The sequence below is a fragment of the Mesorhizobium loti genome, assembly GCF_003148495.1.
In the GTDB taxonomy this organism is placed as follows: Bacteria; Pseudomonadota; Alphaproteobacteria; order Rhizobiales; family Rhizobiaceae; genus Mesorhizobium; species Mesorhizobium loti.
Map to the genome: position 1 here is coordinate 95865 of NZ_QGGH01000015.1, position 13778 is coordinate 109642.

9 protein-coding genes and 3 pseudogenes are annotated in these 13778 nt (G+C 58.2%); 9 read left to right on the plus strand and 3 right to left on the minus strand.

Translation table 11 applies throughout. The features are described 5' to 3' along the window. Positions 1-4: 4 nt before the first annotated feature. Complete coding sequence (locus tag C8D77_RS31560) at positions 5-748, minus strand: acetoacetate decarboxylase (RefSeq protein ID WP_109671392.1); 744 nt, start codon at positions 746-748, stop codon at positions 5-7. A gap of 1136 nt (positions 749-1884) precedes the next feature. Here C8D77_RS31560 and C8D77_RS31565 point away from each other — a divergent pair. Beyond that, positions 1885-2730: a radical SAM/SPASM domain-containing protein gene (locus C8D77_RS31565; protein WP_245951925.1), complete on the plus strand. Its 846-nt coding sequence runs from the start codon at positions 1885-1887 to the stop codon at positions 2728-2730. A gap of 85 nt (positions 2731-2815) precedes the next feature. On the opposite strand, the pseudogene C8D77_RS31570 reads toward C8D77_RS31565, so the two are convergent. Beyond that, positions 2816-3589, minus strand: a pseudogene (locus tag C8D77_RS31570) (GDP-mannose 4,6-dehydratase); the annotation flags it as partial. 529 nt (positions 3590-4118) lie between these two features. On the opposite strand from C8D77_RS31570, the gene C8D77_RS31575 reads away from it, so the two are divergent. The 8 genes and pseudogenes from C8D77_RS31575 to C8D77_RS31610 all read left to right on the plus strand — a co-directional run bounded on the left by C8D77_RS31575 (position 4119) and on the right by C8D77_RS31610 (position 12240). Beyond that, positions 4119-5423 carry a SidA/IucD/PvdA family monooxygenase gene (locus tag C8D77_RS31575; RefSeq protein WP_109671412.1) on the plus strand — a complete coding sequence of 435 codons (1305 nt, stop codon included), beginning with the start codon at positions 4119-4121 and terminating at the stop codon, positions 5421-5423. A gap of 764 nt (positions 5424-6187) precedes the next feature. Next, positions 6188-6967: a phytanoyl-CoA dioxygenase family protein gene (locus C8D77_RS31580; RefSeq protein ID WP_006331729.1), complete on the plus strand. Its 780-nt coding sequence runs from the start codon at positions 6188-6190 to the stop codon at positions 6965-6967. 327 nt (positions 6968-7294) lie between these two features. Next, positions 7295-8764 carry a class I tRNA ligase family protein gene (locus C8D77_RS31585; protein ID WP_245951927.1) on the plus strand — a complete coding sequence of 490 codons (1470 nt, stop codon included), beginning with the start codon at positions 7295-7297 and terminating at the stop codon, positions 8762-8764. A gap of 1141 nt (positions 8765-9905) precedes the next feature. After that, positions 9906-10313: pseudogene (locus C8D77_RS31590) on the plus strand (DUF269 domain-containing protein). Positions 10314-10338: 25 nt separating this feature from the next. Next, entirely contained in the window at positions 10339-10542 is a 204-nt protein-coding gene (locus C8D77_RS31595; protein ID WP_027033222.1) for a CCE_0567 family metalloprotein, read from the plus strand. Further along, positions 10539-10856 carry a ferredoxin III, nif-specific gene (fdxB, locus tag C8D77_RS31600; protein ID WP_109671394.1) on the plus strand — a complete coding sequence of 106 codons (318 nt, stop codon included), beginning with the start codon at positions 10539-10541 and terminating at the stop codon, positions 10854-10856. The genes C8D77_RS31595 and fdxB overlap by 4 nt, the downstream gene beginning before the upstream one ends. A 37-nt stretch (positions 10857-10893) precedes the next feature. Further along, positions 10894-11214, plus strand: a complete 321-nt coding sequence (locus C8D77_RS31605) for an exopolysaccharide production repressor protein (protein WP_109671395.1) — start codon at positions 10894-10896, stop codon at positions 11212-11214. Between the two features lie 622 nt (positions 11215-11836). Beyond that, positions 11837-12240 (plus strand): annotated as a pseudogene (locus C8D77_RS31610) (DDE-type integrase/transposase/recombinase). Between the two features lie 227 nt (positions 12241-12467). Here C8D77_RS31610 and C8D77_RS31615 read toward each other — a convergent pair. After that, positions 12468-13772 carry an HlyD family type I secretion periplasmic adaptor subunit gene (locus C8D77_RS31615; protein ID WP_109671396.1) on the minus strand — a complete coding sequence of 435 codons (1305 nt, stop codon included), beginning with the start codon at positions 13770-13772 and terminating at the stop codon, positions 12468-12470. Positions 13773-13778: the final 6 nt, after the last annotated feature.

Sequence of the window (13778 nt, forward strand, 5' to 3'; positions counted from 1 at the left end):
GAGGCTAGGCTTCCGCGAGATAGTCGTGGACGACCTTCCCGAGCGCGAGCGTGAGATCTGTGACGAGGTGTACTGCCGAGACTACTTCCAGCACCGGCAGTTCGGCGACGGGGGCAAGCGCATGCGACCAGAGGTTCAGGGCTGCCGGGCCGGTCCAGGCGCCCCTCAGATGGACGTCCTCTAGATGATATTCCACGAGCTCACAGATGCGCGGCGTGCCGTCGACATGCGGGATAATTTTGAGGAGGAAGTTCGGTTCAGCGAGCGAGGCCCTCACGCTCGCGAGGTCGGCGGCTCGGTGCTTGTAGCCCATGGTACCCGTCGCGACGCGGACCGGGCCGTAGTCGAGCGTGCCAACAAGGGTATCCGTCTCCGTTCGGAGCGTTGGGCTAGCGAGCTTCTTGGGAAAGCCCCACAACTCGCGTCCGCCCGCTATCGGCGGATGGTCGTCGAGAAACATGCAGTGGGTATAGCTCCCTCTGCGGCCACAGAAGGAGACAGGGATGACCTGTCCGCCTTCCGTGTAGTCGCCGAAGCCCGTCGAGTCCGGCATGCGAATGAACTCGAACTTGACCATAGGCTCGCACACCTGAAGCGGCTCCGGCACAAGGTCGCGCAGTTTCTGCGGATCGGTGCGATATGTGATGATCAGATACTCCCGGTTGCGGAAGCGATATGGGCCGGCCGGGTAGGCCGGGCTGGTCAGGGGCATGGCGAAAGCTTTCCCACGGACGGTATCTTGGTGCATGTTTGAAATTCCTTTGTGCTGGATCAGGTGGGCTTAGATCGGTCTGCATGATGGCGGCGAGGCCCTCCGAGGTGCTGTCGCAGCCATCGCGGACGCGGTTCCAGGGCTCCGGTTGTGATCGAGAGGCAAGATTCGAGGTAAAGTGATTTTGTTCCTTATTTGAAGGCGCTGCTTCCCGTCTGCCCTCGTGGTAGGAGGAGGTGGAGTGGTGGCCAGCTCCGATTTGTCCTCATGACGGGGTTTGCGGATCGACGCGCATGCGCCATGCCAAATGAGAAATCGTTCGGTGCCCGCAGGACAGACGGCCTCGGCGAGCCAGTCGAGAGAGAAGGTCTTCGCCTCACGCGGATCAGATACGAATTCCCGAGCACTGCGGTGATGTAGCAGGAAGGCCTGCGACGCCACCAAACCTCTGTCGCGAAAATATGGAGGTGACGCGGTATCCGCCGTCTAGCCAAACAGCATACGCAGCATCCGGCAGCACGCACTCGACGGCCTAGCCCCATCGCCGGCTTCAGGAGAAAAGATCAGCTATGAGCCGGCAGGCAGTCGCTGCACGCGGCGGTCAGGTCGTGTAGATCTTCCGCGCACACAGCCGGCGCCGAAATGATGCTAGATGATGAGCCGACGCCAACATTACCGCAGGGGAGACAGCCAAGTCTGTCCTCAAGCGTCTGAAATGCATGTCCAAAAGCTGACAGCGACAAAAAACATGTCTGGTCCAAAACAACCGGCCGCCTTGGGCGTGAGGTTTCTCGAAGCCTACTCGTGCAGTTGCTGCGGCTAAGCGCGCTGGCACGGCCTTTGCTGGAGATGCGGCAATATTGAGTCGGGGCTGACCGCATAAGAACGCGAGACGATTGATGCTGCGCCATCTCGGCGGCACGTTCGCTCAACGGTCACGGCTACACCTTGGCAACGGCTGACGCGCGACTTTGCGGTTGCGCCGCCCTGCCGCGCCGATGCGCCCAAAGTTCGTTGATAGTCCGCTCGGCCGATTGAGGAAACCGGCTGTTGACTGCTGCCAAGGCGGAGATGGCTGGGCTCATTCGGACTGTCTTGACCGTCGGTGTCATGAAGCCAAAGACACCATACTGGACGTTATGCATGACCAAGACGAGTGGGAGTCACAACGAATGATTTTACCGGAACTGCGCTCTGCTATCCCAGCCGGCAGAGTTTTGGAGATAACGACGACCACAGGATGCATCGTGGGATGTTCATATTGTCCGCAGGACAAGTTCGCTGACCGGCAAAGAAAGGTATCTGATACGAAGCATCTTAGTCTTGGAGATTTCAAGCGCTGTCTGGCGCGCGTACCAGCCTCCGTCGACATTAGTTTTGCCGGGTATTCTGAGCTATGGCTCAATCCGGATTGCACCGAAATGGTCGAGCACGCTTCCGCCAAAGGCCACGGCATCAGGATTTTCACGACGCTTGTGGGAATGAAGGGGCAGGATCTACAACGCTTGCAGGCGCTGCGGTTGGGGGTATTCGTGGTTCATGTTTTTGATGATGGCGCCCACATGAATAGCCGCCTTGTCGGAGCCAAGTATCGCGATTTGGTTGGTCAACTCGTCGACGCCGACATCCCTTCGATCCGATTCGTGGTTTTGGGTGAGCCCCATCCCGATATCGCCGACATTATCCCTGCCCAAGCCCTAGTTCGCGCGCGACCGGTGAGCAGCAGGGGTGGAAGCGTTGACCCTAAGATTGTAGAACCACGGCAGCCATTCGTCGGAGCGCTGATATGCGTGGACGAACGGCAGTATCGGAATGTACTCCTTCCAAACGGCGAGGTCACTCTCTGCTCCATGGATTTTGAGCGGCGTCACGTATTGGGCAACCTTCTATGCGACGAATATGGCGATCTCTTTGAAAGCCCAGTTTTTTGCGAAATCGTCGATCGCATGAATGGAGCGGCTGGTTTTCTGCTTTGCAGGATGTGTGAGTTTGCCGATCCAAGCGATAGAACTGACTGACGCCGGCTGACCGCGGCGGGCCTGAAATGCCGACGTCCCTGAAACGGCAAGATGCACATGCCCGCGAAGTCATCGTGTTTTCACGTCACGCTAACACGATCCCGTAGGCGCGGCAGTCAGCCTCGACCATTTCCGAGACGAATTCATCGAAAGTGGTCTTCGGCTTCCAATCGAGTTTTGTCGGCTGCCTTGGAGGCATCGCCGATCAGCAGGTCAACCTCGATTGGCCCGAAACAGCGTTTGTCGATCCGGATCAGCGCTTGATTACTCATGCGTTCACGGCCCACCTCGTCAACGCCTTCGCCCTCCCAGGCGATCTCCTTTTCGACTCGCCTGAAGGCAAGCCCCGACAAAGGTGCGGACCGTGTGTGTCTCGCCGGTTGCCAGCACGAAATCGTCCGGTTGATGCTGCAAGATGCGCCACATGCCCTCGACATAGGCGCGCGCCGAGCCCCCGTCGCGCTTTGCTTCCAGGTTTCCGAGATAGAGACAGTCCCGTTTGCCGGCCATGATCGAGCCACCGCACGCGTCACCTTGCGCGTGATGAAAGTTTCGCTGCGCGTCGGCCCTTCGTGATTGAACAGGATGCCATAGAGCCCGTATACCTCGCGGTAGTTCATGGTGATCCAGTAGGCGTAGACCTTCGCCACCGCATAGATCGAGCGTGGATAAAACGGAGTGCTCTCCTGCTGCGGGATGCCCCGGACCGAACCAAAGAGTTCGGAAGCTGACGCCTGGTAGAACCGCGTTTCTTTCTCGAGACGAAGAATGCGGATCGCTCGGCAGCAGCAGCGTGCCGAGCGTATCGGCATTGGCGGTGTATTCCCGGTCCCGAGGGAGACTGCACGTGGCTTTGCGCAGCCGGTGCAAGGTTTCGGCCTCAATGTCGGATACTCGACAGGATCGCAAACCTGCTTCCGTTGCTTTGCTCATGTTTTGCTCTGGCACGTTCGATGCAGGGGACCCTCCCGAACGCAGCAGCGGATGTCTTCTATGATCAAACCCACGGGAAAATGCTGTCGCCGCACTCATGACCGCGCCCTCGCTGGTCGCCAAGCAGGCCGAAGGTCGGCTCATCACGGTCGAGGCGGGCAACTGAGCCCAATTGCAATGAGGTATAGGCTGCGAAAGCATGTCACTGACCACGCGGGGGTCATCGAGGCGGGATTCTCGATGCCAGCCACGCGCAACATATCGCCGGCATGAGTGCCGATCTCATCACGGAGCCGGCATCCGCGGGCGTCACACCCGATACTACGAACGCGCGGACAAACTGTTGCAAGTCCTGCGGTGTCGACGATGCGTGCGGGAAGGGCAAGCCCAGCGGCCATGGCCGACATTCGCCGCATATAGCGCCTTATTGGGAGGCGTCAGCAGGAGCAGGACAACTGGATCTCTCTTGCATTGGGATCGGTGCTGGCCCGTCCAATTTGAGCCTTGCGTGTCAGATACACGAGCAATTCGGGCACGGGGCATTGTTCTTGGATCGGCAAGTTGACTTTCGCTGGCATCCAGGCAGCGCATTCGACTCTTCAGAACTCCAGGTCAGCCACGTCAAGGATCTGGTAACGCTGGTGAATCCGCGATCCGCCTACACTTTCATAAACTACCTGCACGAGAACGGGCGTCTGTACCACTTCCTGAATGCACAGTTCGATGCTGTGCTCAGGGCTGAGTTCGAGCAATACCTGAACTGGGCGTTCCGCAGGAACCCACTTGTGCGCGGCGGCGAGACCGTCCGCGAAATACGCTATGATGGCGAGTTTCGGGTGCGGACGGACGACGCGGTGCTTAGTGCCAGAGACCTGGTGGTCGGCATCGGCAAGCAAGCGTGGATTCCACCTCAATTTCAGGGCTGGATCGGACGCAACCTGTTCCATTCATCCGATTTGCTGCACATCCATCCTGAGGTGCGGCAAAAACATGTTTGCGTCGTTGGTGGAGGCCAGTCGGGAGCCGAGGTGCTGTTGCATTTGGTCGGTGGGCCAAGAGAACGGCGGCCTGCCTCGATCACCTGGGTCTCGCAGCGCGAAAACTACCTGCCCCTCGACAACAGCCCGTTCACAAACGAGTTGTTCATGCCCTGTTTTTCGGATCGTTTCGCGGCAATGAGCGAGCCGCAGCGCAAGCTGTTCCTGCGGCGTTTCGTGCTCGCCTCGGATGGTATTTCGGATCGCACTTTGCGCGCCGTCTACCAGGCGCTGTATCGCCACGAATTTCTTGAGCCAGACCTATGTGACATCGCACTGCGGCCGGGTTGCAACGTTTCGCGCTGCATCAACGCCGGCGCGGGTCACAACTTGACGCTGCAGCGCGGCTTGGGCGACGTCGAAGAAGTCACGGCCGACATCGTCATCCTGGCCACCGGTTACGAGAACGCCGTGCCAAGCTTTTTGGAACCGATGGCGGATCGGCTGCAACAGACCGACAATGAGTTGGTCATCAACGCGGATTTTTCGGTGTGCTGGGACGGACCGCGTGACAGACGCATCTTCGTACAGAACGCCAATCCCGGGCAGCGCGGGCTGGCCGATCCGAACCTAAGCCTGCTGGCCTGGCGAGCTCGCCGCATTCTTGACAGCCTTCTACAGCGCGCGCCGTGCGCGAACCCTGAGCATCTTGGCTTTATCAGCCGTACCACCGTCGAGAGCTGGCCCGACCCGGTAGCCGAAGAAATGGGCAGCGGGATATGACTCAGCGACTACTGATCATCGGCGGTGGCATCCAAGGAATGATGTCCGCCTCCGCTGCGGCGCAGTCCGGAGCCCGCTCCGAACTCATCGTGACTGAACATGCCCTTGGACCTATGGGCGCATCGCTTAATTCTGCGGGCGAGAATTTGCCCCACGGTCGTCGAAACCGTACAAGGTCGCTCACTCGAAAGTGCCCAGTGGCCCTAGTGGCCATGGCTGCGTTGGCCGTTAGCGGAGGCCTCCCGCCCGTAGCGATGCGTGTGGTGGCTGGACCGGGTGAGGTAATTGATCGGGACCAGCTTAGGGAACCCGAGGACCCGGCTTGGCCTCGGATGGGCAGTCTAGCGCCGAACTTGTGCGGACAATACTCGTTTTTGGAGCATCGATGGACCCGATGCCAGCGACGTGCCTCCCTGATCGCCCGACCGGAACGGGAACTTGTCGCAAAAATTTTCGCGGCGCACGACTTGCGTTGCGTCAGGCTGCACGAAAGGTCGTCTTATCGGGCAGTCGCACCATCAACAGCATGCTCGGCCGTGACTACTATGCAGACGTACCGGATCGATAGATCTTTACGGGCCTGGGCGATCTCTCCATTGAGGAGGGACAACAAAGCCTTGCAATCCACCCGGAGCGGAACGCACTTTGCGTCGCCGTCTGCATGCCGTGGAGTATCGTCTCCGTGGGCCCACACCCTGACGGCGCCCGACTGCCTCTAACCGGAATGTTTGACCAACCACTCTTTCCAACAGGAGGCTTTTCGCATGTTGACCGATGCACAAAGAGAAAAGTGGAAGAAAGACGGATACGTCAGGCTCGAGAGGTTCTTCGATCCCGCGACTCTGGAAGGTATTTCCAGATCTGTTGAAGACATATCACGCTGGGATGTCAGCGACGATAAATGGCTCATGTGGTTCGAGAAAACGACGGACAATCGGAAGATCATCTCCAAGGTCGAGAATTTTCTCGACTTCCATGACCCATTGCGTCGTCTCCTCCTAGAAGATCAGCGCATCAAGTCTGCGGTCGAGGATTTGCTTGGCGAAGATTCGCGCAGGCTCAAGGAATTGCTGATTTTCCACTATCCCGATACCGGCGGCTATCGCCCGCATCAGGACATTTATCACATTCCACACAGGCTGCCCGACCGGATGGTTCATGCGGTCGTTGCCATAGCCATTGACGACTCCGACCCGGACAACGGCGGCCTTTTCTTCAGTCCCGGCAACCACAAGAAGGGGGTATTTCCCATGGATGCCGGCGGGGTGATCGATCCTGAAGTTGCCGAAAGGTTTTCCTGGGAGCCCATAGTATGGAAGGCTGGAGACGTCTTCATCTTCGACGATTACGCACCGCACTACTCACAACCGAACAAAAGCAATCGTTCTCGGCGGACACTCTACTTGGTGTTCCAGCGTGCTTCAACCGGTGGACCGACCCGCGCTGAATATAACGTGCTTAAGCGCGCCCTTAATCCGCCAGAGGGCAAAGTGGCCGATCTCGACAACCTCAAGCCCCCAAACGGCATTTTCTATCGGGATTGAGCTCACGGAACCAGGCGAGGCGTGCACACGAAACTGATCGACCGCTAAAAAATGCGCGCAGAGCAGGACGTTCTGATTGCCGGCTACTGGACCCCGCCCGCAGTCCGTTACAACACTTCGGTATGTCGATTGTGCAGGTGTCGCCGGGGGTCTTCTGTAACGCCTAGAGCCCCACTGGCGCTCGTCGTCGCCCGCCTGGGCCCCAGAGCCGGATTATTCTGACGGAGCCGGCCAACGTGTCGGGCTACCGCCTCTCTTCGCAACTTGCAGCAGAGCCTGTTGCGTTGGCAGCCGAAGATACCACTGCTTCAACATCTGAGGTTCGTCATGCGCAAATCCACGTTTTCTCGAACGGAGCTGTCGCGGGCGTTCGGCATCGACATGGCTACGCTTGGGACGGGAAGCGCGGGCACCGGGTTTTCATTTGGCAAGGTGGCACCAGGCGTCACATCCGAGCCCCATCGGCACGACGAAATCGAGGCCTTCGTGGTCCTGTCTGGAGCGGGCAAGGTCAGGACCGACCTTGGGGAAAGCTCGGTCGCAACCGGCGATGTCGTTCTGTTCCATCCTTTTGAAGCGCATGTGCTGCACAACGATGGGGTCGAAAACCTAAACTTCGTCGATGTCTACTGGCGCGACGGCAAGGCCGCCCTCGCAGCTGCTGCACAGGTCGCGATTCCCCGCGGGCCGATCTTCGTCTTCTCCACGCCGCCGACGCCTAATGGCGATCTGCATCTGGGGCATCTTTCTGGCCCTTATCTTGGCGCCGATGTCTACACGCGTTTCCTGCGCATGAAAGGGGTCGAAGCCTATCACCTGACTGGAAGCGACGATTGCCAGAGCTACGTGGCCACGCGAGCCGATGCCGAGCAATCGACGCCCGCAAAGGTGGCGCGCCACTACGCCCATGAGATTCGAGCCACGCTTGCGCTTCTCGACTGTGAGGTCCACAGCTTCCTCCCGACTTTGGGCGATAGCGCTTATGCAGAGTTTCAAGCCGCGTGTTTCGGTAGTCTTCTGAGCAGCACGGCGGTAGATCTGCGCCAGAGCCCTGCGCTCTTCGATGCTGTGACAGGCGACTACCTTTACGAGCCGGATATAAGCGGCCTCTGCCCCGATTGCGGCAGCTCCGCTGGTGGCAACATCTGCGAGGAATGCGGCGCACCGAACCTATGCCATGACCTAGATGCAGTCCGGTCGCGGCACTCGGCCGAGGCGCCGGTGGTCGGCTCCGTGCGCCGTCCCGAACTTGCGCTGGAACGGTGCTACGACAATATCGACCGGCATTTAAGGGCGTCGGGCGCCCCCGTTCGGATCATGGACCTCTTCGCGCGTCTACGCCAACGTGGCGACTTTTCCGTGCCCATCACCCACCCCTCGGACTGGGGCCTGCCAGCCGAGGGGCTCCCGGGGCAGGTGATCTGGGTCTGGCCAGAGATGGCGTTTGGTTTTCTTTACAACATCCAGGCGTTAGCTACATCGCTCGGTCGAGACTGGAATGCGGCCCTGCCCAGCAATGACTGGCAGATTGTCCATTTCTTCGGCTTCGATAATTCCTTCTATCACGCCCTGCTTTATCCGGCGCTTTATGCTGAGGTCTTCTCCCACTGGACCCCGCGCATCCGGTATCATGTGAACGAGTTCTACCTGCTCGACGGCCAGAAGTTCTCGACCAGCCGCGGTCATGCGGTCTGGGGCAAACGGCGCCTTGCGCCAGGAACGACCTTTGATCTCGGACCCGTGCTAGGCTTCTACACCAGAGCAGAGCTTCCTGTTCTCAATGAGGAGGAGGCATAATAGCCTATCGTGATTTCGACCAGATTTGGGCGGCAATCAAAGCCGAGGATGCCGAAGCTTTACTCGCTACCACTGGCTGCCCGAAGGCCACTCCCAGACCATAGGCACAAACACTGGCCGGGCTTAACCAACATATCGTCGAGACGCCGGCCCGCGCCCTGGAGGATCGCTCGGTTGACAGCTTTCGAGCGCTTGCCGTTCGTGCGCCAAATGCCGAGCGGGCTGCACTGCGCTGACCAACTTTTTCGGAATCGCGGAATTTCCGACCTATAGCCAGCCGATCAAGAAGGTCATGCGGTTCGGGGCGCTGGGTCGGCCTAGCTGTGCGCGCCCGCGCTTCGCCGGCGGCGAATGATGCTAGATGAGCCGACGCCAACATTACCGCAGGGCAGACAGCCAAGCAGCTCTCGCCCTCAAGCGTCTGACGCATGATGCGTGTCCAAATGCTGACAGCAGCAGAAAACATGTCGGGTTCAAAACAACCGGCCGTCTTGGGCTTGTAAGGTTTCGAGGCAGAATCATGCATTTACTGCGGGGCAACGCGCTGGCATGACGTTTGCTGCATGACGTTTGCTGGTTGAGATCGGCAATACTGAGTGAGGGCTGATCGCATGAGAACACTTTGATGGTCTCCTAACCGGTGTGTTCCGTTCTGAGAGAACCAGCTCGCGCATAAACGTCAGGAAAGGTGTGGGAATGGAGAACAACATGTTGCGTAGAGAGTCCCCGGCTCCTCTGATCAAAGTGGACGACTGGCTGCGTGGCTAACCTCTCACGAACTTTCAGCCCGGCAAGGTGTCTGGATGACAAGTGGAATGGAACCCTGATCAATTCGCCCATTTTCTGCGGCGCGCCCGCAGTAACTGTGTTCATGGAGCACAGGGTCGACGGTTTGGTCCAGATCAGGGCTCGGACCTTAGACTTCCAACCGAATAGCCGCGGCGGCGATATTCGACGCGAATTTGGCCCGTCGTTGAAGACGTCACAGTCCAGGACCTGTTCAAGGTCGGCCATAGGGGCAGCATTTACGTGGAATCGGCCTGGCGAGGCCGGACGTCGGCTGCGTAAGCGAGCCCGAAGTCGGCGTTACCAAAAGCAGAAATTCTCCGTTGAGGACGAGATCTGAAATTGAGGAAACGAAATGTCTCACGCAGCGCTTGGCCCTGCCGTCAACAAGGATGGCGAGGCCCTTGCCCGCCCGTTCGTCAAATGCCTCCTGCGGCTGATCCGTGCTCAGGATTTCCACGGCTCATGCCAACGGAAATCGGACACCGGGCTGCTGGCCGATTTCATTGTCACCGAGGAACTGCGCCGGAATATCCACTCATTGGCAATCCGGATCCGGACGTGCTGTGGAGACTCGACATGTCGGAGCTGGCGATCGAGGAGCGCTCAGGCGTGATGACATTGTCAACAACAGGAATCAAACGTCTGTCGAGACGTCTACCGATTCGGCTTCGAGACTCTCCGGAAACTCGCGGATACCGGCGCGAAACTGGTCGGCGATGTGACTGCAGCTATTGCCTATCCCGAAGTGGCGCGGGCGTGAAGAAACCCATTTTCGAGGAAGGATCATGTCAAACCTGGATGAGATGGCGAAGAAAGTCCGAAAGCTTCAACTGCGCGCGGCAATTGCCAAGACGAACTTGCGCGACCTTGCCGAGGGTCTCCCGGTCAAATGGATTGAGATAGAGGAAGTCGCCGAGAAAACGCATGCCGTTTATGCCGAGTTGGATGGTGCCAGGAGAGAGCTTGCCAAAATGAAGACTTTGCGATGAGGAGCACATTCATCAGCCGCGACGGCTCCATATGGGTGCCGGAATATCTGATCGCTATCGATGGCAAGATCTGTATCGGCTGCGGCCGCTGCTTCAAAGTCTGCTCGCGCGAGGTCATGCATCTTTACGGCGTCGATGACGCGGGTGAAATCCTCGGCGCCTGCGACGCCGATGACGACGATTTCGACGGTGAGCTCAATCGTATGATCATGGTTGTCGACCATGCCGGCCGCTGCATTGGCTGCGGAGCCTGCGGCCGCGTCTGCCCAAAGAACTGCCAGACCCATGTCTCGGCCGACCAGATCGCAGCATGAGCTGCATGATTTGACGAGACAAAATCAGGAGAACGGCATGCGCTTCATCATCTTTTGTCGGCTCCTCGGGCTGGTCCTGTGCGGCAACGCTGTGACGGTTTACTTCGCCTCGCATTCGTTCCGTCTAGCAGTCGTCACGACGCTGGGCTGTTCGCTACTTCTTCAGCTGGGCTATTTCGCAAGTGTGCTCTTTCTGATTTGGCGATCCAGCTGCGCTGGCAAAACCGGGCAAGAAGCTGAGCTTGTCGATAGGTCCCAGGAAGTTCGGTACCAGTCGAGCGACGATGAGCATTGGAATGAAACTCAAGATGTGCCACAGCGCAATCTAACGCTGGGCATATCGCTGCTCCTCCCTTGAGGCGCCGTGACAAGATCAGAGCTCAGATTCGTCACTTTTGGAGTCCAATTTTGACTCGCGGTTGGAGATCTGCGACCATCCGCTTGTCTCGGCGAGCGGATGGAGGGGGATGAATTGGTGGATACGATTGCCCGTATTCGGCGCGCTTTTTATGTTCCGGGGTGGTCGGTCAAACGGATTTGCTGGGACCTTGATCTATCGCAGTGCGCAAAATCCTTGCCAGCGACGCATAGATGACGACGGCGCTGCTCGACTGGCCCACCCTATCACTACGAGATCGAGACCGGAAATGAGTCTTCGCGCTTCAAGACCCCGCCTGACGCGCCCCCACCGCCAAACAATCTGCACTCGCCCGGCTGCGCAACCCCGACCAGCTCCGCCCGGCGAGCGCTCCTCGTCGCGCCTATGCAAGGGGGGTCAATATTTGACGCTTTTGGGGAAAATTCGAGCGGCATTGACAGTTCGAGGCCAAGACCCAGTTCGCCGTCGTCTTCGGCGAAAGGTTCGTCAGCCAATGACGAGATCGGCCTCGCGCACAGAATTCCTGACAGTCCCTTCGTTCGCATCCGACGCAAACTGCATTATCTCTGGCGAGCTATAGCGCGACGATCAGCATGGCAACGTGCTCGACGTCTTGGTCCAAAGTCGCCGTAACACCAGGGCGGCCAAGCGCTTCTTTCGCAAGCTGCTGAAGAGTTTGTGCTACGCGCCCAGAGTGATCGTGACAGATAAACTCGGGTCCTATGGTGCCGCGAAACGTGAGATCCTGCCGGGCGAGGAACATCGGCAGAGCCGGTTGTCAACAATCGCTGTGAGGTATCGCACCAACCGACCCGGCGGCGGGAACGCCACATGAGGCGGTTCAAATCAGCCGGACATGCGCAGCAGTTCCTCGCCACTCACACTCCGATCCACAACTACTTCCAGCTCTGCCATCATCGTCTATCGGCCTGTGAGTACCGAGCTGCTCGTGATCGCGCCTACCTCACCTGGCGCGATGCGACTGGTGTTGCCCTCGTGGGCTGATGTGTACTCGCGTGACGGCTTCTCCCGCGGCAGCTTTGCCTCGCCGTCGCCAAGGTGACAGTATCGAGCCTTGCCCAAGATTGCTGGGTTGAACCCATCTCGTTCATTGCGTTCCGAACGAAAGCTCCATCGACACCATTGCTTCGTATTGCAAACTGGCAATCGCGCCGACATCCGACATGGTGCTCATTCATGAAGTCTGGCAGCTGGGTTCATCGAAACCCAGATCATTCGTCACGAAATGCGCGCTCGATCTGATCCACCAGTGGCTTCGTAAGATAGCTCAATACCGTTCGGTCTCCTGTTTGGATGAAAGCTTCCACGGGCATGCCAGGGATTAATTTTTGTTCCAGATTTCCGCTTTCGCCATCGGCGAGCGAAATCCTCGCAATGTAATAGCCCTGACCAGTTCGAGGCTCGGCAATCAGGTCTGCAGAGATTCGGGAGACAACTCCCCGCAATTCAGGCGTCGTACGTTGATTGAAAGCAGAAAACCTTAAATGCGCCTCTTGCCCTACATGGATTTGATCAATGTCTTGGGGAAGCAACCGTACTTCCACCACCAAGTCATCAGCATCCGGAACGATCTGCATCAGCGTTTCGCCCGGGGCGGCGACACCATCGACCGTGTGAACCGCAAGCTCGTGGACGTACCCTGCTTGGGGAGCCCTTATGTCAATTCTGCGGAGTTGATCTTCGGCTGCAATGCGTGCTTCCAAAAGTTCGGCGACTTTCGAGCGAACCTCAGCAAGCTCTCGCGCTGCTTGTGTCCGAGCTTCATGGTCCACTTGAGAAATTTTTAGCTCGGTTTCGGCAATGGCGCCCCTGGTGCGCGCTATGTCAGTGATAATGGATGCGGTTTCGCCTTCCAGACGCGCCTTTTCACGCTCCAGAGGAACCATCTCCTGAACAGTCGTCAGCTTCTGGTCGAAAAGCTTATGCTTGCTTTCAAGCTGCTTCTCCAAGTAGTTAATTTGTTTTTTGCTGGCAGAGGCTCGCTCTTTCAGCCCTTGTATCTGCTGTTGCATCTGCAACTCCTGCTCGAAGAGCTGAGCCTTCATGCCCTTATCGCCATTCGTGCGGGTTTCGAAGAGCTTCAGCTCTCCTGATAGGAACGCCTCCACCTCTGGTTCTGATACTCGTACGCGGAGGTCAGCAGGTATCACAATCTCTTTTTGGCCCGCCAGTTCGGCTTCCAATCGAGCTCGCCGAGCTGCAAGTTCGTCAAGCTGGTTATTAATAATCGCCAGATTTCCCCGTGCCTGCGTCCCATCAAGGCGTATTACGATGTCACCCGCTTCTACCCTGTCGCCGTCTCGCACACGTATCTCGCCAATCACTCCGCCAGCGGGATGCTGAACTTTCTTTATACTGCTATCCACAACGAGAACTCCCACGGCGATTACGGCCCCCGAGAACTCTGTAGTAGAGGCCCATCCACCCACGCCGCCCAAAAGCAGCACGATCGCCGAGAACCCAGCAATTAGATGTCGCTTGATCGATTGCGAGGTTTTGCCCCATGGCCTGACCATCAATGG

Coding starts and splice junctions, on each gene's coding strand:
- C8D77_RS31560 (WP_109671392.1), bottom strand. CDS start 748: ATGCACCAAGATACCGTCCGTGGGAAAGCTTTCGCCATGCCCCTGACC.
- C8D77_RS31565 (WP_245951925.1), top strand. CDS start 1,885: ATGATTTTACCGGAACTGCGCTCTGCTATCCCAGCCGGCAGAGTTTTG.
- C8D77_RS31580 (WP_006331729.1), top strand. CDS start 6,188: ATGTTGACCGATGCACAAAGAGAAAAGTGGAAGAAAGACGGATACGTC.
- C8D77_RS31585 (WP_245951927.1), top strand. CDS start 7,295: ATGCGCAAATCCACGTTTTCTCGAACGGAGCTGTCGCGGGCGTTCGGC.
- C8D77_RS31595 (WP_027033222.1), top strand. CDS start 10,339: ATGTCAAACCTGGATGAGATGGCGAAGAAAGTCCGAAAGCTTCAACTG.
- fdxB (WP_109671394.1), top strand. CDS start 10,539: ATGAGGAGCACATTCATCAGCCGCGACGGCTCCATATGGGTGCCGGAA.
- C8D77_RS31605 (WP_109671395.1), top strand. CDS start 10,894: ATGCGCTTCATCATCTTTTGTCGGCTCCTCGGGCTGGTCCTGTGCGGC.
- C8D77_RS31615 (WP_109671396.1), bottom strand. CDS start 13,772: ATGGTCAGGCCATGGGGCAAAACCTCGCAATCGATCAAGCGACATCTA.